At 61.5% G+C, this 18369-nt stretch carries 15 protein-coding genes, 1 pseudogene and 1 riboswitch; of the genes and pseudogenes, 14 read left to right on the forward strand and 2 right to left on the reverse strand.

What is annotated here, in order from left to right:
* Positions 1-13: 13 nt before the first annotated feature.
* Positions 14-1888: an ABC transporter ATP-binding protein/permease gene (locus J2J98_RS20510; protein WP_207603168.1), complete on the reverse strand. Its 1875-nt coding sequence runs from the start codon at positions 1886-1888 to the stop codon at positions 14-16.
* 155 nt (positions 1889-2043) lie between these two features.
* Positions 2044-2121: riboswitch (SAM riboswitch) on the forward strand.
* 49 nt (positions 2122-2170) lie between these two features.
* Here J2J98_RS20510 and metA point away from each other — a divergent pair.
* From metA to J2J98_RS20540, 6 genes are all read left to right on the forward strand, one after another.
* Positions 2171-3094, forward strand: coding sequence for a homoserine O-acetyltransferase MetA (metA, locus tag J2J98_RS20515; protein WP_064708083.1), 924 nt, complete (start codon positions 2171-2173; stop codon positions 3092-3094).
* 140 nt (positions 3095-3234) lie between these two features.
* Positions 3235-4257, forward strand: coding sequence for an aldose epimerase family protein (locus J2J98_RS20520; protein ID WP_138396232.1), 1023 nt, complete (start codon positions 3235-3237; stop codon positions 4255-4257).
* A gap of 139 nt (positions 4258-4396) precedes the next feature.
* A complete protein-coding gene (locus J2J98_RS20525) occupies positions 4397-5173 on the forward strand; it encodes a GntR family transcriptional regulator (RefSeq protein ID WP_064708084.1) in 777 nt (258 codons plus the stop codon).
* Entirely contained in the window at positions 5166-6197 is a 1032-nt protein-coding gene (locus tag J2J98_RS20530) for an SIS domain-containing protein (RefSeq protein ID WP_207601972.1), read from the forward strand. The genes J2J98_RS20525 and J2J98_RS20530 overlap by 8 nt, the downstream gene beginning before the upstream one ends.
* Positions 6197-7348 carry an N-acetylglucosamine-6-phosphate deacetylase gene (gene nagA / locus J2J98_RS20535; protein WP_207601973.1) on the forward strand — a complete coding sequence of 384 codons (1152 nt, stop codon included), beginning with the start codon at positions 6197-6199 and terminating at the stop codon, positions 7346-7348. Before J2J98_RS20530 ends, nagA begins: the two co-directional genes overlap by 1 nt.
* Before the next feature lie 17 nt (positions 7349-7365).
* Positions 7366-8094: an SIS domain-containing protein gene (locus J2J98_RS20540; RefSeq protein WP_207601974.1), complete on the forward strand. Its 729-nt coding sequence runs from the start codon at positions 7366-7368 to the stop codon at positions 8092-8094.
* A gap of 59 nt (positions 8095-8153) precedes the next feature.
* On the opposite strand, the gene efp is transcribed toward J2J98_RS20540, so the two are convergent.
* A complete protein-coding gene (gene efp, locus J2J98_RS20545; protein WP_064708087.1) occupies positions 8154-8723 on the reverse strand; it encodes an elongation factor P in 570 nt (189 codons plus the stop codon).
* A 146-nt stretch (positions 8724-8869) separates the two neighbouring features.
* Between efp and epmA the strand changes: the two are divergent.
* The 8 genes and pseudogenes from epmA (at position 8870) to J2J98_RS20585 (ending at position 18296) form a co-directional block, all read left to right on the forward strand.
* Positions 8870-9930, forward strand: a pseudogene (epmA, locus tag J2J98_RS20550) (EF-P lysine aminoacylase EpmA).
* On the forward strand, positions 9927-10976 hold the full coding sequence (locus tag J2J98_RS20555; protein ID WP_207601975.1) for a lysine-2,3-aminomutase-like protein: 1050 nt from the start codon (positions 9927-9929) through the stop codon (positions 10974-10976). Before epmA ends, J2J98_RS20555 begins: the two are co-directional and overlap by 4 nt.
* A gap of 265 nt (positions 10977-11241) precedes the next feature.
* On the forward strand, positions 11242-11493 hold the full coding sequence (locus J2J98_RS20560; RefSeq protein ID WP_064708090.1) for an acyl carrier protein: 252 nt from the start codon (positions 11242-11244) through the stop codon (positions 11491-11493).
* Complete coding sequence (locus J2J98_RS20565; protein WP_207601976.1) at positions 11493-12674, forward strand: acyl-CoA dehydrogenase family protein; 1182 nt, start codon at positions 11493-11495, stop codon at positions 12672-12674. Before J2J98_RS20560 ends, J2J98_RS20565 begins: the two co-directional genes overlap by 1 nt.
* A 4-nt stretch (positions 12675-12678) precedes the next feature.
* Positions 12679-13587, forward strand: a complete 909-nt coding sequence (locus J2J98_RS20570; RefSeq protein WP_064708092.1) for an amino acid--[acyl-carrier-protein] ligase — start codon at positions 12679-12681, stop codon at positions 13585-13587.
* Positions 13587-14558 (forward strand): DUF1839 family protein, encoded by a 972-nt coding sequence (locus tag J2J98_RS20575; protein WP_259663928.1) that lies wholly within the window; start codon positions 13587-13589, stop codon positions 14556-14558. The genes J2J98_RS20570 and J2J98_RS20575 overlap by 1 nt, the downstream gene beginning before the upstream one ends.
* A 16-nt stretch (positions 14559-14574) precedes the next feature.
* Entirely contained in the window at positions 14575-17055 is a 2481-nt protein-coding gene (locus J2J98_RS20580) for a glycoside hydrolase family 2 protein (protein WP_207601978.1), read from the forward strand.
* Positions 17056-17117: 62 nt separating this feature from the next.
* Positions 17118-18296 (forward strand): glycosyltransferase family 4 protein, encoded by a 1179-nt coding sequence (locus J2J98_RS20585; protein WP_207601979.1) that lies wholly within the window; start codon positions 17118-17120, stop codon positions 18294-18296.
* Positions 18297-18369: the final 73 nt, after the last annotated feature.

The following is an 18369-nucleotide window of genomic DNA, read 5'->3' on the forward strand; positions in this document are numbered from 1 at the left end:
TCAGCCGCTCGCGTCAATCGGTGCGGGCAGGGTCCAGCCGGACGACGCGGCGCTCTGAAGCGCCGGCGCTGGCGCTGGCGCCGGTCCTGGCGGCCTGCTGCTGCGGCTCCTCGGACCTCGAAGGCAGCGCCTGCAGATGCAGCACGCGCGGCTGCAGCGCCTCCAGATAGGTTTCAGAGCGGCCGATATAGATCATGCCGGTTTCGGGCATCGAAGCCAGCACTCGGCACATCGTCTCCTGCCATTCCGGCTCCATGCCCTCAAGCACTTCGTCGAAGATGATCCAGCGCGGGCGTACCAGCAGCAGGCGGGCGAAACCGATCGCCTTCTGTTCGTCGCCGTCGAGCAGCTTGTCCCAGCGGGCGCGGGTATCCAGCCGTGCGACGAGAGAGTGCAGGCCGGCCTTTTCGAGGGCCGCCTCGACGGCGGCCTTCTCATAGGCATCGGGACTTTCGGGGAAGGCCAGCGCCTCGCGCAGCGTGCCGCCGGGAACATAGGCGATCTGCGGAACGAACAGCATGTCGTCGACCGGCGGCAAGCCCATCGTGCCGCTGCCGCACGGCCAGAGCCCGGCCATGGCCTGGAACAGCAGCTTTCGGTTGACGCTATGATCGCCGTTGATCATGATTTTCTCGCCGGCCTTGATCACGACATCGGTTTCGCGCAGGCGAAAACCGCCGCATTCCTCGATGTCTTCGCCGATCTTGGCATTGATCACTACATCCTTCATCGTCAGCGTGTCGGATGCGGTGTTCTCATAGGCAATGCTGCCCTTCAGATCGAAGTCCTCGTCCATATCGAGCAATGCCTGGCGGAAGTCGGTAACGCGCATCAGCGTGGCACGCCATTCGGCGATCGGGCCGAAATTGGCGACATACCAGCGCAGCGCCGTATTGACCTGGTTGAAGGCGCCGACCGACATCATCAGCTGGCCGAGGGTGAGGCCGCCGGAGAAATATGCCGGGGCTGCAACGATGATCGGGATGACGATCACCAGCCAGCCGTAGCCGGCCGAAACCCAGGTGAGGTTGGTGTTGGCCATGGCAAGTCGCCTGACGACCCGCAGCACCGAACTGATGTCGGTGTTGATGCGCCGGCGCTCGTTCTCTTCGCCCCGCGCGACGGTGATGGCCGGCATGTTCTCATTGGCATGCATCAGCGTGAAACGGAGTTCGGCCTCTTTCGAGAACCGGTCGGCATTGAGCTTGACCAGCTTGCGGCCGACGACCTGGCTCAGCACTGAGGCGGAAGCGGCATAGAAAATCGCTGCCCAAACCATATAGCCCGGAATGGAAAAACTGTGGCCGCTGATGCGGAAGACGAAGCCGCTCGACAGCTCCCAAAGCACGCCGATGAAGCTCACCAGAAGAATGGTCGACTGTAAGAGGCCGAGGACCAGGCCAGTCGTGCTTTCAGCAAGATTGCGGGAATCCTCGTGCAGGCGCTGGTCCGGGTTGACGCCGATCAGGCCGCTGGAGGCGAGCCGCAGCGCCCGCTTGCGCTTCAGCCATTGGTCGACGAGATCGCGCGACAGGCCCTCACGCATATAGAGCGCCGTCATCTGGTTCAGCCAGGCCTGCAGCACGTTGAGCAGCAGCAGCGTGCCGGCGATCATCGCGAAGATTTCGAGTTGGTGGAAGAATTCGCCGAGATCCCGGCGCTCGAGCGAATCGTAGAAGGGGGCGTTCCACTCGTTGAGGATGACCTGGCCATAGGCCGTCGCCAGGATGACGAGGATCAGCACGGTGGCCAAAAACAGCACCTTGCCACGCACTTCAGAATTCCAGAATGCCGAGAACATTACTCCGAGGCGATATGTCAGGCTGAAATCGTAACCAACCCTGTCTTGCCTCCTGGCGCTCGGCCTCCCCTCGATCTTATCTGCCATCATGCTTTTCCAACAACGCCCATGCTGACATTATTAACATGGTGGCGTTAGCGGTCTATCAACAGATTCTATCAGTCATTAAACTGTGATGATGCTTGCGCGGGCCGCTCTCGCATGCATTCGGCAGTTGATTCGCGGCTCAACTGGGACTAATTAAGGCACTCCGTGGTGATTTGGCCGGCCGGCTTGCAGCCACGTTAAAAAAGTCGCTAAAGGGCCGCGTGCGGACCGGTAGCGATTTTTTGTCGCCGCCGGTTTTTTATTTTTGATCGAGTGACCTCAATGCCCATCAAGATCCCCGATACTCTGCCCGCCTTCGAAACCCTGGTTCAGGAAGGTGTGCGGGTGATGACCGAGACGATGGCGATCCGTCAGGATATAAGACCGTTGCAGATCGGCCTGCTCAACCTGATGCCCAACAAGATCAAGACAGAACTGCAGATGGCCCGCCTCGTCGGCGCTTCGCCGCTGCAGGTGGAGCTGTCGCTCATCCGCATCGGCGGGCACAAGGCGAAGAACACGTCCGAAGATCACCTGCTCGCCTTCTACCAGACCTGGGAAGAGGTAAAGCAGCGCAAGTTCGACGGTTTCATCATCACCGGGGCGCCAATCGAGCTTCTGCCCTATGAGGACGTTACCTATTGGGGAGAGATGCAGGAGATCTTCAATTGGACGGAGACCAACGTCCATTCGACGATGAACGTCTGCTGGGGCGCTATGGCGGCGATCTATCACTTCCACGGCGTTCCGAAATACGAGCTGAAGGAAAAGGCCTTCGGGGTCTACCGCCACCGGAACCTCAAACCTTCCTCCATCTATCTGAACGGCTTTTCCGACAACTTCGAGGTGCCGGTGTCCCGATGGACCGAGGTACGCCGCGAAGATATCGAAAAATCCGAAAGCCTGGAAATCCTGATGGAGTCCAGCGAGATGGGCGTATGCCTCGTGCACGAGAAGAGGGGCCGTCGGCTCTACATGTTCAACCACGTCGAATATGACTCCACCTCGCTTTCCGACGAGTATTTTCGCGATGTGGATGCCGGCGTGCCGATCAAGATGCCGCACAACTACTTCCCGCATAATGACCCATCGCTTGCGCCGCAGAACCGCTGGCGCAGCCATGCGCATCTGCTTTTCGGCAATTGGATCAACGAGATCTATCAGACGACACCCTACGATCTCGAAGAGATTGGTATGGATCTCTGAGCGTGCTGGCCGCATTTCACATCAAGGCCCGCAGCATTGCCGCTGCCGCATTTCTTTCTGGTCGTACCGGTTGCGGTTTGGAGCAAATGAAGGCAGGTTCCCGACCTACCCCCAGGAAAAGAACGGAACGGATGTCGATTATGTCGGAGAAGTTGGAGCGAGAAGTTTTCGGGCAGACGAAGGCGGGTGAAACCGTCTACCGCGCAGAGATTAAGGGCGGAGGGCTGACGGCCAGAATCATCACCTGGGGTGCGGTTATCCAGGATCTGCGCCTTGCGGGCCATGACGCGCCGCTGCAGCTCGGCTTTGAGGATTTCGACAGCTACCCCCTCTATTCGGCCTATTTCGGCGCGACACCCGGCCGCTGCGCCAACCGCGTCGGCGGCGGCAGGTTCACGCTCGATGGCAAGGACTACCAGCTCGAGCAAAACGAAAACGGCGTCACGCATCTGCATGGTGGCAGCGACAATATCGCCAAGCGCAACTGGACGATCGTCGAGCATGAAGTCGACCGCCTGATAATGAAGATCGTCGATCCTGACGGCCGCGCCGGCTATCCCGGCAATTGCACCATCCAGGCGACATTCCGGGTGCATGGCAATGGGGAACTGTCGATCACCTACGAATCGACCAGCGATCGGCCGACGCTCGCCAATGTCTGCCAGCACGCTTATTTCAATCTCGACGGACGCGAGGATGCGCTGGGCCACGACATCATGATCGCCGCCGATCACTATCTGCCGACCGACGAGAAGCAGGTGCCGACCGGCGAGATCCGGCCCGTCGACGGAACCGAATTCGATTTCCGCGAGATGGCCCCGATGAAACGTTTCGTCGGCAGCGAACAGGTGTTGTACGACCATAATTTCTGCCTGTCCCGCGAACGCACCGCCAAGCGGACCGTCGCGCTCGCCCGCAGCCTCTATTCCGGCGTGTCGCTGGAAGTGCGCAGCACCGAGCCGGGCGTGCAGTTCTATGCCGGCTTTAAGCTCAACACAGGGGCTCCCGGCCTCGACGGGCGTAAATACGGCCCGTTCGCCGGCTTCTGCCTGGAGACCCAGGTCTGGCCGGATGCGATCAACCACGAGGGCTTCCCGAATGCGGTGCTGCGTCCGGGCGAGGTGCTGCGCCAGGAGACGGATTATATCTTCACCAAGAGCTGAAAGAGGCGGGCGTCCACGGACGCGCGGCTGTCAAATTAGATCGTTGTGAACCCTCTCCGGCGGACCGGGGAGGGTTTTTTCATCTCCACCTTCGATTTACCCTTGCTCATTGGTTCTATATAGGTTCTATTGCCAACCCATGAATAGAACCAGTCTGATAGCGGAACTGAGCAGACGCGGCCTGCGCGACGACGCTCTGGCCGGCCCGCTCTACAAGCGGCTGGCTCAGGCGCTGACCAGTCTCATTCAGGAAGGATTGCTGAAGCCCGGCGCGGCGCTGCCGGGCGAGCGCGACCTTGCGGAGGCTCTCAAGCTCGGCCGCGTCACCGTACGCACCGCCTATCGCGACCTGATGGCGGCGGGCGCGCTGGAATCGCGCCATGGAAGCGGTACCTTCGTATCGGGCAAGGTGGAGCGCATGGAACAGTCGCTCTGGCGGCTTTCCTCCTTCTCCGCCGACATGCGCTCGCGCGGGCGTCTGCCGGCCGCACGAATATTGTCGCAGGAGGTCAACACGCCGTCGCCGGAAGAATCCTTCCTGCTTGGCCTCGGCGGCGACGAGCCGGTGCTGAGGCTCGACCGGCTGCGCCTCGCCGACGGGCTGCCGCTGGCGATCGAGCGCGCCGTGGTGCCGGTCAAATTTCTCGGGGAGAACGCCGGCGGCGAGGGATCGCTTTACGATGCGCTGGCGGCAAACGGCCATCGGCCGGTGCGCGCGCTGCAGCGTCTGACCGCCGTCACACTGGATGCGTCCTACGCTGCAATGCTGAACGTCAAAACAGGAGCGCCGGCGCTCCTGATCGAACGTGTCTCGCGGCTGGAAGACCAGCGTGTCGTCGAATACACCCGCTCGCATTATCGCGGCGATGCCTATGATTTCGTCGCCGAATTGAGAATTGGAGATGACCATGAGTGAGAACCAGTCGCTGATGCTGCAGGAAGCCGGCCAGTCACCGGAGGTGGTGGCCATGCTTCTCGAAAAGGAAAAGCCGGTCTTTGCCGAAATCGCCAGGCTGTTTTCGTCCTCCCGCCCGAGCGTGGTGACGACGGCGGCGCGCGGCTCCTCGGACCATGCCGCCACCTTCTTCAAATATCTCTTCGAGATCACCTGCGGTGTGCCGGTCGCATCGGTCGGCCCGTCGATTGCGTCCGTCTATGGCGCCGCCCTCAACCTGAAGGGCGGTGTGCATTTCACCGTCTCGCAGTCGGGTGCAAGTCCCGATATCGTCGCCCTGCAGGAGGCGGCCAAAAAGGGCGGCGCGGCGACGATCGCCATCGTCAACGTTACCGATAGCCCGCTTGCGAAACAGGCAGACATCGTCCTCGGTCTCAATGCCGGCGCGGAAAGAAGTGTTGCGGCAACGAAGTCCTTCATCGCCTCCGTCGCCGCGCTTTCCGGCGTGACGGCGGCAATCGGTAACGCGTCCGACCTGCAGACGGCACTCGGCAAGCTGCCGGAGGCGCTTTCGGCGACCGCCGGGATCGACACGGCGGCGGCCGAGGAGGTGCTGTTCAATGCGACCTCGCTCTACACGGCCGGCCGCGGCCCGGCCTTTGCGATCGCGCTCGAAGCAGCATTGAAGGCCAAGGAAACATCCGGCCTGCATGCCGAGGCCTTTTCGCTGGCGGAACTGATGCATGGCCCGATGCGCCTGGTGCAGCCGGGCTTTCCGATCGTCGCCTTCTCCCCTGACGACGCGGCCTTCGCCAATAACGGCCAGGCGCTGGAGCGCCTGCAGAAGCTCGGCGCCACCACGGTCGGTTTCTCCACGCAGCCGCTCTCCGGCATCAGTCTGCGTGTGCCGACGACGGGCAACGGCCTGATCGATCCGCTGGTGTCGCTGCTCGTCTATTACCGGCTGATCGAGTCGGTGACGCGCCGCAAGGGCTTCGACCCCGACCGGCCAGCGAATCTGCTCAAAGTGACGGAGACGGTCTGATGGGGCGCAAGATCTTCGTCGGCGCTCGCATCTTCGACGGTGAGCGCTTCCATGACGACAAGGTGCTCATCGTTGCCGACGGCCGCGTCGAAAGAATCGCCGCGGCAAATGACCGGCCTGATGGCGAGAAGGTTAAACTTGAGGGTGGCGTCCTGTCGGCCGGCTTCATTGATGCGCAGGTCAATGGCGGCGGCGGCCGGATGCTGAACGACGAGCCTTCCGCGACATCAATGGCTATTATCGCCGGCGGGCACAGGCCCTATGGCACGACATCGCTGTTGCCGACCTTGATTACCGATACATCGGAGGCGACCAATGCCGCCATCGAGGCGGCGAAGGAGGCTGTCAAGGAAAACCGCGGCGTCGCCGGACTGCATCTCGAAGGCCCGCATCTGGCGCCAGCCCGCAAAGGTGCTCATCTGGCCGAGCTGATGCGGCCGGTGGAGGATGGCGACGTCAAGGCATTTATTCGGTTACGTGAGGCAATCGGCACGCTGCTCGTCACGATTGCGGCCGAGCAAGTGACGGTCGCCCAGGTGCGCGAGCTTGCCGAAGCCGGCGTCATCGTCAGCCTTGGTCATTCCGATTGTTCGAGCGAGGCGGCGGAGGAGCGTTTCGATGCCGGAGCGCGTGGCGTCACCCACCTCTTCAACGCCATGAGCCAGATGGGGCACCGTGCTCCCGGGCTCGTCGGCGCAGCCATTGATCATCCCGCGACCTGGTGCGGCATCATTGCCGACGGCCATCACGTCGATCCGAAGGCACTGCGCACGGCCCTGCGCGCCAAGCGCGGCGAAGGCAAGCTGTTCTTCGTCACCGATGCCATGTCGCTTGTCGGCTCGCAGCAGGACTCGTTCACGCTGAATGGACGCACCGTCCGGCGCGAAAGGGGGGGATTCTGTTCGAAGCTCGTGCTTTCCGACGGGACGCTCGCGGGCTCCGACATCGACATGATTTCGGCAATCCGCTACGGCGTCACTTATCTCGATCTGACGCTCGCCGAAGCTTTGCGCATGGCGACCCTTTATCCCGCGCGTTTCCTGAGGCTTGCCGACCGCGGCCATCTCTCGCCGGGCGCGCGCGCCGATCTTGTCCATCTGACCGATGCCCTCACTGTTACATCCACCTGGCTTGCCGGCGAGGCCGCCTGAGATCAAGGAGACGTGGGATGACTGACATCACGGACGCCTATTTCTCCAATCTGATCGGCCGGCTTGAAGAGCTGAAGCAGACGCTTGCCGAGCCGATGGCCAGAGCAGCGGCGGTCATCCTCGATGCTGCCCGCGGCGACAAACGCGTCTATGTCTTCGGTACCGGCCATTCGCATATGCTGGCGGAAGAAGTGCACTATCGCGCCGGCGGGCTCGCCTTCACCGTGCCGGTGCTCGTCGGGTCGGCCATGCTGCACGAGGGGGCGGTGATCAGCTCGGTCTATGAGCGCACACAGGGCTTGGTGCGGCCGATGCTGGAGCGTTACGGCATGCAGCCGGGCGATGTCATCATCATCGCCTCCAATTCGGGCGTGAACGCCGCCCCGATCGAAGCCGCCGACTATGCGCGCGAAATTGGCGCAAAGGTGATCGCCATCACGTCGATTGCCTATTCCTCAGCGATCGCCAATGGCCGCCGGCGCCTTGCCGAAGTCGCCGATGTGGTGCTGGACAACGGACTGCCGCCGGGAGACGCCGTTGTCGAGCTCGAAGGCATGGGGCTTCGGGTTGGGCCTGTCTCGACGGCGGTCGGGGTGACGGTCATCAACGCGATCTTTGCCGAAGTCGCCTCGGAGCTTTCGAAATCCGGCGATGCGCCGGTCTATCTCAGCGCCAATATGCCGGGCGCAGCCGAGATCAACCAGAAGCTCGTCAAGAAATACCGGTCGCGCAACCCGCATCTCTGACAAGCAGATACAAAAAAGGCCGGTCGGAACCGGCCTTTGTGATGCAGTCAAATCACAAATCAATCCTTGGCGCGTTCGACGTAGGAGTTGTCTTCCGTCGCGATGACGACACGGGTACCGGCGTCGATGTGCGGCGGCACCATGGTGCGGATGCCGTTGGACAGCATAGCCGGCTTGTAGGAAGAGGATGCCGTCTGACCTTTGACGACCGGTTCGGTCTCGGTGATTTCGAGGGTCACGTGGCGCGGCAGCTCGAGCGCCAGCGGGATACCTTCGTGGATCGACAGGATGCAGGTCATGCCTTCCTGGAGATAGGCCTTCTGGTCACCCATGGTTTCCTGGCTGACGACCACCTGGTCGTAGGTTGCCGGATTCATGAAGTGGAAGCCTTCGCCGTCCTCATAGAGATACTGGAAGTTGACGTCTTCCACGAAGGCGCGCTCGACCTGTTCAGTGGTGCGCCAGCGTTCGGAAACCTTCACGCCATCGACGATGCGGCGCATGTCGACCTGGGTGACCGGCGTTCCCTTGCCCGGATGAAAGTTCTGGGCGGTGAGAACGACGTAGAGCTTGCCGTCCACGTCGAGAACGTTGCCCTTGCGGACCGAAGAGGCGATGACCTTGACCATAAGACTTCCTTGTAACTCGGCTTTCGGCGTCGTAGAGGACTGTCGAGACGCCCCGAAGACACAGATGTTTTTCTTGGGGCGCAACTAACCTAAAATCCGGGAAATAGCCACCCCCATACCGGTTTCTCCGGCGAAGAAAGCTTGGAATGAACTTTTCGGCCAAAGCGTCTCCCTGGTGGACCCCGTCCGTGCATGCCGATCGCCGCCCGTTCCTGATCGGGCGCAATGCGGTCCAGGCGGCATTGCGGGGGTTTTCGCGCGCGAGAATTTCATCGAGGTCGATACCGCGGTACTGCAGATCTCACCCGGCAACGAAGCGCATCTGCATGCCTTCGCGACAGAAGCGGTAACGACGGACGGCCAGACGGCGCCGTTTTACCTGCACACTTCGCCGGAATTCGCCTGCAAGAAGCTGCTTGCGGCGGGCGAGCAGCGCATTTCCTGCTTTGCCCATGTCTATCGCAATCGCGAGCGCGGGCCGCTGCATCATCCCGAGTTCACCATGCTCGAATGGTATAGGGCCGGCGAAAGCTACGAGAGCCTGATGATGGATTGCGTGCGGATCCTGGCGCTGGCGGCCGAAACGGTAAAGGCCGACAAGCTGACCTATCGCGGCGGGCAGTGCGATCCCTTTGCCGGGCCGGAGCGGCTCAGCGTCGCCGAAGCGTTCGAACGCCATGCCGGCATTGATCTCCTCGCCTCCGTCGCCGCCGACGGATCAACCGATCGCGAACATCTGGCAATCGAGCTCAAGCGTATCGGCATGCGTGTTGCCGATGATGACGGCTGGGCCGATCTTTTCAGCCGGGTGCTGGTCGAAAAGATCGAGCCGCATCTCGGCTTCGACCGCATCACCATTCTCGACGAATATCCGATTTCCGAGGCCGCACTTGCGCGTCCCTCGAGACGCGACCCCAGAGTTGCCGAACGTTTCGAGCTCTATGCCTGCGGCGTCGAACTCGCCAACGGATTCGGCGAGCTTACCAATGCCGACGAGCAGCGGCGCCGGTTCGAGATCGAGATGGCGGAAAAGGCCCGTGTCTACGGCGAGAGCTACCCAATCGACGAAGACTTCCTGGCGGCACTTTCGCTGATACCCGAAGCAAGCGGCATTGCGCTTGGCTTTGACCGCTTGGTGATGTTGGCCACTGGAGCGTCGCGCATCGATCAGGTGCTCTGGGCGCCGGTTGCGGAGCATGGACGATGAACGTCCTCAAACCGGTCAAGAGCGTCGACGATCTTCTAAAGGCGGGGTTAGCCACGGCTGGCGATCGCGCAATTCTTGACGAAATAGCCGCTCGTTACGCCATCGCCTTGACGCCCGCGATGACCAGACTGATTGACAGCGCCGATCCTGATGATCCGATCGCGCGGCAGTTCGTGCCTGACGCTGCCGAACTTATCGTCGCCCCCGAAGAACGCGCCGATCCGATCGGCGACCATGCCCACAGCCCTGTCGAAGGCATCGTCCATCGTTATCCCGACCGCGTGTTGCTCAAGGCCGTGCATGTCTGCCCGGTTTATTGCCGCTTCTGCTTCCGCCGCGAAATGGTCGGGCCGCAGGGTTTGGGCACGCTCGATGCGGCGGCGATGCAGGCAGCTCTCGATTATATCGGCGGCCGCCCGGAGATCTGGGAGGTCATCCTGACCGGCGGCGATCCGCTGGTGCTTTCGCCGCGCCGGCTCCGCGACATCATGGAGGCGCTTGCCGCGATCGCGCATGTGAAGATCGTGCGCTTCCACACCCGCGTTCCGGTCGTCGATCCCGAGAAGATCGATGCGGCGCTGATCGCCGCGCTGAAGGCGAGCGGCAAGACCGTCTATCTGGCGCTGCATGCCAACCATGTCAGGGAACTGACGACGGAAGCGCGCGCGGCCTGTGGGCGCCTCGTCGATGCCGGCATCGCGATGGTCAGCCAAACGGTGCTGCTCAAGGGCATCAACGATGATCCCGAGGTGCTGGCCGAACTGATGAAGGCCTTCGTCGAAATCCGCGTCAAACCCTATTACCTCCATCATCCCGATCTTGCGCCCGGCACTGGCCATTTCAGATTGACGATCGACGAGGGCCAGAGGATCGTGGCGGCGCTGCGCGGGCGGATTTCCGGCCTCTGCCAGCCGACCTACATCCTCGATATCCCAGGCGGTCACGGCAAGGCCGTCATCAGCGGAAGCACTGTTCAGGCAACGGGCGACGGCTGTTATTCCGTTTCGGATTACCGCGGCGGCGAGCATTCCTATCCGCCGGCCTGATGACGCGAAGTCATACTTTCCGTGTCATTTCTGTACTCTCCGCGTCGGAAGCTGTGTCGCGCATAATTGCTCAAATGATATTAGCCCATTGAAATAAAATTAATATTCGAGCCTTTATCGGGATGATCGCTAAAGTTCTAACTGTGAGTGACAATCATATTTAACCCAACAAATTAGCGGAATGTTCTGTTTTCCGCACTAAAAGAACGCTCATGACAAGGCGATGAACGCCGGTTCGGGATCATGAGTATCTTGGAGTGATGGGATGAATAAGACAATCCGCGACCTCGTAGCCAAATTCGGCAAACTTCCGACGTCGGTCGACCAGATCGCCGACGACGCCGATCTTTATGCGGCAGGTCTGACGTCCTTTGCTTCGGTGCAGCTGATGCTGGGCATTGAAGAGGCATTCGACATCGAATTTCCCGACAATCTGCTGAACCGCAAATCCTTTGCAAGTATTTCGGCCATCGCCAAAACCGTCGATCTCATACGGGACGGCCGGAAGGTCGCCTGATGAATTTCCCCGTCAAGATCATTGAAGACGGGCTTGTCGCAAGGGTCGCCCGCGTCGCTGAAGTCGCGGCGAAACACGCGGATGCGGTCGACGTCGAAGGCCGCTTCCCACGGGAAGCCGTGGATGCGATGAAGGCCGAAAGGCTGCTCGGCATTCAGGTGCCGCGCCATCTCGGCGGGGAATCGGCCTCGATCACTGAAATCGCCGAATTGTGCTCGATGCTCAGCCAGGCCTGCGCGGCAAGCGCCATGGTCTTCGCCATGCACCACATCAAGCTGTCCAGCCTCGTCGAACACGGCGCCGATAGCGAATGGCATTGCGGCTTCATGCGCGGCATCGCTGCCGAACAGCTGCTGATCGCATCGGCCACCACCGAAGGCGGCATCGGAGGCAACCTCCGCAACAGCATTTGCGCCATCGAGGTCGACGGGGATATCTGCCGACTCGAAAAGGATGCAACGGTCATTTCCTATGGGTCGCATGCTGACGCCATCCTCATCACTTCGCGTGCCCATGCGCAGGCCGCCTCTTCCGACCAGGTACTGACGGCTTTCCTCAAGGATCAGTACACGCTCGAGAAAACGCATGTCTGGAATACGCTCGGAATGCGCGGCACCTGCTCGGACGGCTTCCTCTTCAAAGGCGAAGCACCGGCGCGGCAAATCCTGCCGAAGCCTTTCGCTGAGATCGCCGCGCAATCCATGCTCGCTTCCTCGCATCTGCTCTGGAGTGGCGTCTGGTACGGCATCGCGGTCGACGCCGTAGCGCGCGCCCAGGCCTTCGTGCGCGCCGCCGCCCGCAAGGCCCCTGACGCCCAGCCGCCCGGAGCACTACGCCTCGCCGAGGTTTCGAATCTGCTGCAGATGGTGAAATCCAACGTCGTTGCCGGCCTAAAGGCCTACGAGGACGCCAAAGCCAATCCCGACCGGCTGTCGTCGATGGGTTTTGCCGTGGCGATGAACAATGTCAAGATCGCCTCTTCCGAGACGATCCTGGAGATCGTCAACCACGCCATGCTGATCTGCGGCATCATGGGTTATAAAAATGGCACGCCCTTCAGCCTCGGGCGGCATCTGCGCGACGCGCATTCCGCACAGTTGATGATCTCGAACGACCGCATCCTCGGCAATACGTCGAGCATGCTTCTCGTCCACAAGCAGGACACTAGCCTACTGGGGTAAAGCCATGGATATGCAGACCTCTTTTCTCGACCGGCTCTTCGAATCCGGCCTGCTGATCGACACCGGCGTTGACGGTCTCTATGGCCGCAGCGGCCAGTTCGAAGATGTCATCACCGCCTTCGAACGGCTGATCGATACGTTCGGCGGCGCCGACGGCGCCGAGGCGATGCGTTTTCCGCCCGGCATGAACCGCGCGCTCTTCGAAAAGAGCGGCTACATGAAGAGCTTCCCGCAGCTGGCCGGCACCGTGCACAGTTTCTGCGGCAGCGAGCTCGATCATATGAGCCTGCTTGAATGCATGGAGGTCGGAGACGACTGGACCAAGGGCCAGCAGGCGACCGATATCGTGCTGACGCCGGCTGCCTGCTACCCGCTTTATCCGACAGTCGCCAAGCGCGGCAACCTGCCGAAGACCGGCGGCCTGTTCGATCTGCAGTCCTATTGCTTCCGCCACGAACCGTCGAAGGATCCGGCCCGCCAGCAGCTCTTCCGCATGCGCGAATATGTCTGCATGGGAACTGAGCAGCACGTCACCGATTTCCGCCAGAAGTGGATGGACCGCGGCCTCGAAATGATGAAGCAGGTCGGCCTCGACGTGACCATCGACGTTGCCAACGATCCGTTCTTCGGCCGCGCCGGCAAGATGATGGTCAACAATCAGCGTGACCAGAACCTGAAGTTCGAACTGCTGATTCCGATTACCTCAGTTGCTAAGCCGACCGCCTGCATGAGCTTCAATTACCATCAGGACTCCTTCGGACTGAAGTGGGGCCTCAATCTCGAAGACGGCAGCGTTGCGCACACCGCCTGCGTCGGCTTCGGTTTGGAGCGTATCGCGCTCGCCCTCTTCCACCATCATGGTCTCGACGTGAAGGAATGGCCGGCCAGCATACGGAAAACGCTGTGGGGCTGATGACATCGGTGACATCGGTCTTCCCGGGGATAAGTCCGGAAACCTACCGGCAGCACGCGCTGCATTCCGGCGAGCGCGCATGGCCGGAAACCAACTGTTATGTCGATCTCTGGATCGAAGTGCTGGCGACTTCAGGCGCTGCCCCCGAGGCGATGCTGGGTTTCACCCTGGCGCAGGATTTCGAGGGCGACCAATTCACCTTCTTCAAAGTTCCGCTCGAAGATCTCGAAGCGCTCTACGGCATCCGCGCGACCGAGCTTGCGATCTACGACCGCGTCGAACGGCATGTCGAAGTGCAGATCGCGCGGGGTCGTCTTTGCCTGATCGAAATGGATTCCTTTTATATGCCGGACACCCGTGGCACCGCCTATCGGCAGGAGCACGGGAAGACGACGGTTGCAATCAACCGGTTGGACGTTGTGGCAAAGCGCATCGAATATTTTCACAATGCCGGCTATTTCCACGTCGAAGGCGACGATTTCGACGGGCTGTTCCAGCAGCAGCTGACGGAGAGCGACCCGCCGTTCCTCCCCTATACGGAATTTGCGCGTTTTCCGGAAAAGCCCGCCGATGAAGCGCATCTTCGCGCGACCGCGCGGCGCCTTGCAGGTTTTCACTTCGCCAGGCGCCCCCGCCAAAACCCGCTCCGCGCCTTTGCCCGCGTCTTCCCGCAGCAGGTGGAAGCGGTGGCGGAGCGGCCGTTCGGATTCTTCCACAAATACGCCTTCAACACGCTCCGTCAGGTGGGCGCCAATTTCGAGCTGGCGGCTGATTATCTGAGCTGGCTGTCCTCAACCGAATTCGCGGCGGCCGCCGAGGATGCCCGGCGAATTTCCGACGCGGCGAAATCCGTGCAGTTCCAACTTGCCCGCGCTGTCGCCCGCAGGAAGTTCGAGCCGCTTCAGGCGGCACTTGATCCGGCCGCCGATGCATGGGATTCCATGATGGCATCGCTTGCGGAGCGAATCTGAGGCCGGAGATCAGACAATGCGGGGGCGTTTGGCAAGCATCGGAGCCCGGGAAAGCGTGCTTTCCGAAGGCTGGAATCTGGTCCTGACGGAGCCGGGCGCCTGCGCCGTACCGCACGATATTCATCTTTCCGCGCAGTTCATTCCTGCCCCCGTCCCGGGTACCGTTGCGGCAGCGCTTGAAAAGGCCGGGCTGTTTGACCGGGAAAATCCCGAGCCGCTGAACACGAAAGACGCCTGGTATCTCTGCCGGCTTTTTGATGCCGAACCCGGCGAAGCAATTCTGCGTTTCGGCGGGCTTGCCACGGTTTGCAATGTCTTCCTCAACGGCGAAGAAATCCTCTTTTCCGAAAGCATGTTCACGGCGCACGAACTCCCGGTGACACTCCTGGGGGGTGACGAGTTGGCGCTCTGCTTCCGAGCGCTCGGGCCACGCCTGTCCGAGCCCGGCCCGCGGGCGCGCTGGCGGCCGCAGATGATCACGCCGGTTGGTTTGAAGAATTTCCGCACGACGCTGCTCGGCCATATGCCGGGCTGGTGCCCCGATATTCACGCCGTCGGGCCGTGGCGGCCGATCTCACTGGTGCAGCGCGATACCGTGTCGATCGATAATGTCTCCATCCGAGCGGTCCTGGAGGAAAACGGCGTCGGCCGGCTGAGCGTCTCCCTGCATAACAATGCCGAAGATCCAGCAATGCTGCTGCGCTGCGGCGGCATGGAGCAGCCCTTCGAGAAGGTCGGCGAAAATCATTACTCGGCTATCCTCAAGCTGTCCGATATCGAGCCCTGGTGGCCGCATACGCACGGCACACCGCGTCTTTATGAAATGACGCTGGTTTCCGACGGCGCGGAATATTCGCTCGGCGGGACCGGCTTCCGGCGCATAGACGTCGACCGCGCCGCCGATGGCGAAGACTTCGCGCTCATTGTCAACGGCGAGCGCATCTTCTGCCGCGGCGCCGTATGGACGACTGCCGATATTGCGCGGCTGCCGGGAGGGCGGGCGGATTATGAACCGTTCCTGGGACTTGCCTCCCAAGCCGGCATGAACATGATCCGCATCGCCGGCACCATGGCTTATGAGACGCCCGATTTCTTTGCGCTCTGCGACGAGCTCGGCCTGCTCGTGTGGCAGGATTTCATGTTCGCCAATTTCGACTATCCGCGCAACGACAAGGCTTTTCTCGGCCATGTGCATGCCGAGGTCGAGGAATTCCTGCACGGCGTCCAGGCGTCACCTTCCCTGGCGGTGCTTTGCGGCGGCAGCGAAATCCACCAGCAGGCGGCGATGCTCGGCCTGCCTATGGAATTCTGGAGCGGGCCGGTCACCGACGAGATCATTCCGGCCATCGCCGCGCGCATGCGTCCCGACGTGCCCTATGTTCCAAACTCGCCTCATGGCGGAGCGATGCCGTTCTCGCCCAATTCAGGCGTCGCGCATTATTACGGCGTCGGCGCCTATATGCGGCCGATTGCCGACGCCCGCCGCGCCGATGTGCGATTTGCCTCGGAATGCCTTGCCTTTGCGCATGTGCCGCAGCAAAGGACGCTGCAGCGCCATCTCGACGTCCCCGCCGTCCACAGCCCGCTGTGGAAGGCGCGTGTGCCCCGCGACCGCAGCGCATCGTGGGATTTCGAGGATGTGCGCGACTTCTATTTGGAGCTTCTCTACGATTTCGACCCGGCCCGGCTGCGGCGCGAAGATCTGGAACGATATCTCGATCTTTCCCGCGCCGTTACCGGCGAGGTGATCGAGGAATCCTTCGCCGAATGGAGGCGCAAAGGCTCCGGCTGCAACGGCGCGCTGGTCTGGACGCTGCAGGATCTGCTGCCCGGCCCCGGCTGGGGCGTCATCGATTCCACAGGGGAGCCGAAACCCGTCTGGTATGCGATGCGCCGCGCCTTCCGGCCGATCCAGGCGGTCTTCACTGATGAGGGAACCAATGGTCTCGACGTGCATGTCATCAACGAGACGGACAGCGCCCTCGACCTGGAACTCGAGGTCCTCTGCCTGCGCAATGGAAGGCAACAGGTCGTCAGCGGCAACATGGGGCTCAAGCTGGCGGCAAGGAGCGTGGAACGTTTTGCCTGCACCGCGCTGTTCGGCGCTTTCTTCGATACGACCTATGCCTTCCGTTTCGGTCCGCCGGCGCATGACGCAAGCGTCGCTCGGCTGCGCTCCCTCGCCGACGGCGTCGTTCTCGCAGAAAGCTTCCACTTCCCCTGCGGACGAGGCAAGGCGCTGCATGACGCCACGATCGAGGCATCATTGGCCAAGGACGGCGACGACTGGGTCGTCGATCTCAGGAGCGATCGGCTGGCGCAATCAGTGCATATCGACGTGGGCGGTTATTGGCCCGACGACGACTGGTTCCACCTTGCTCCGGGTGCATTGCGGCGCGTGAGGCTCCATCCACTACCCGGCACGGAGAGCGATGCTCCGCCGACGGGCGAAATCAGAAATCTGGGCAGTTCACGTCGCGTCGGGTTCGCGGGCTAGAGTATGTCGTGCGAACTATGCTGCCTGCTAAGAATGATACAAAACCACCGAAAGATCGTGATTTGAGAAAGACATACCGCTTTCTGCGCGCCCACGTCCTGCAGCGCCTTATCCCACGGTCGCGTGTCGCCTTCAATCCCCGCAAGCCGGTGGAGATCATCGGCTATCTCTCGATGCCTGTCGGCGTCGGCGAATCGGCAAGGCTTTGCGCCGGCGTTCTTTCCGAGGCCGGGCGGGCGATTTTGCTATCCGACGTCAGCACACATCCGGATGAGAAATCCTTCGCCGGATGGGCGCCGCCGCATGTTTCCAACGACCTGCCGGGAAGCCGGATCTGGCATCTCAATCCGCCGATGCTGCCGCGCGCCATCGCGAAGAAAGGGCTTGCGAATTTTACCCGCACTTTCAACATCGGCTATTTCGCCTGGGAGCTCGAGGTCGTGCCGGCGGAATGGCGCAATGGGCTGCGTTACATGAATGCCGTCTTCGTACCCTCGGAATTCACCAGACGGGCGATTGCGCCGCTGACGGCGGCACCCGTCATCGTGGTTCCGCATCCCGTAATCGAGAAGCCGGCGGCGGAGGGCATGCGGGAGAAGTTCGGCGTCGAGAAAGATGCCTTTCTCGTCAGCTTCATCTTCAGCGCCGGCTCTTCGATCAACCGAAAGAACCCGCAGGCGGTGATCGAGGCCTTCAGACTGTTCAGCGCCGAATGCCCGAGCGCCTTTTTGCTGATGAAGGCGAGCGGCGATATCGGCAGGGATGAGGGCTTGCGCGAACTGATTGCTTCGGTCGCCGGCAACGCCCGCATCAAGATCGTCACGGACAAGCTCTCGAACGCCGAGATCAATGGCCTTATCCGCTCTTCCGACGCTTATCTTTCGCTGCATCGCTCGGAAGGCTTCGGGCTGACTGTAGCCGAGGCGATCATGCATCGCACCCCGGTCGTTTCCACCGCCTGGTCAGGGACCGAAGATTTCTGCGATCCCGAGAACAGCTGGCTGGTCGCCTCTCCCCTCATTCCCGTCGTCGATTCCCATCCAGAATTTGCGGGGTTGCCGAGCGCGGTCTGGGCGAATCCCTCTCCTGAAATCGCGGCCGCGCATCTCGGCGATATCTTCCGTGCGCCCGAGCGTGCACGAGAGAAGGCCACGAAGGCGCGGGAGTTCCTGCTGCGCTACCTCGCAGAGAACAGCTATGAGAAGGCGCTCCAGAAGCTGGCGGCGATGCAGGCCAGCTAAGGTGACGTCCTCACTCCGCTTTATTTTAACATTTTCGCATTAGAGATGGCGGGTATGCGGCTTAGAGCACATC

This window comes from Rhizobium bangladeshense (assembly GCF_017357245.1).
In the GTDB taxonomy this organism is placed as follows: Bacteria; Pseudomonadota; Alphaproteobacteria; order Rhizobiales; family Rhizobiaceae; genus Rhizobium; species Rhizobium bangladeshense.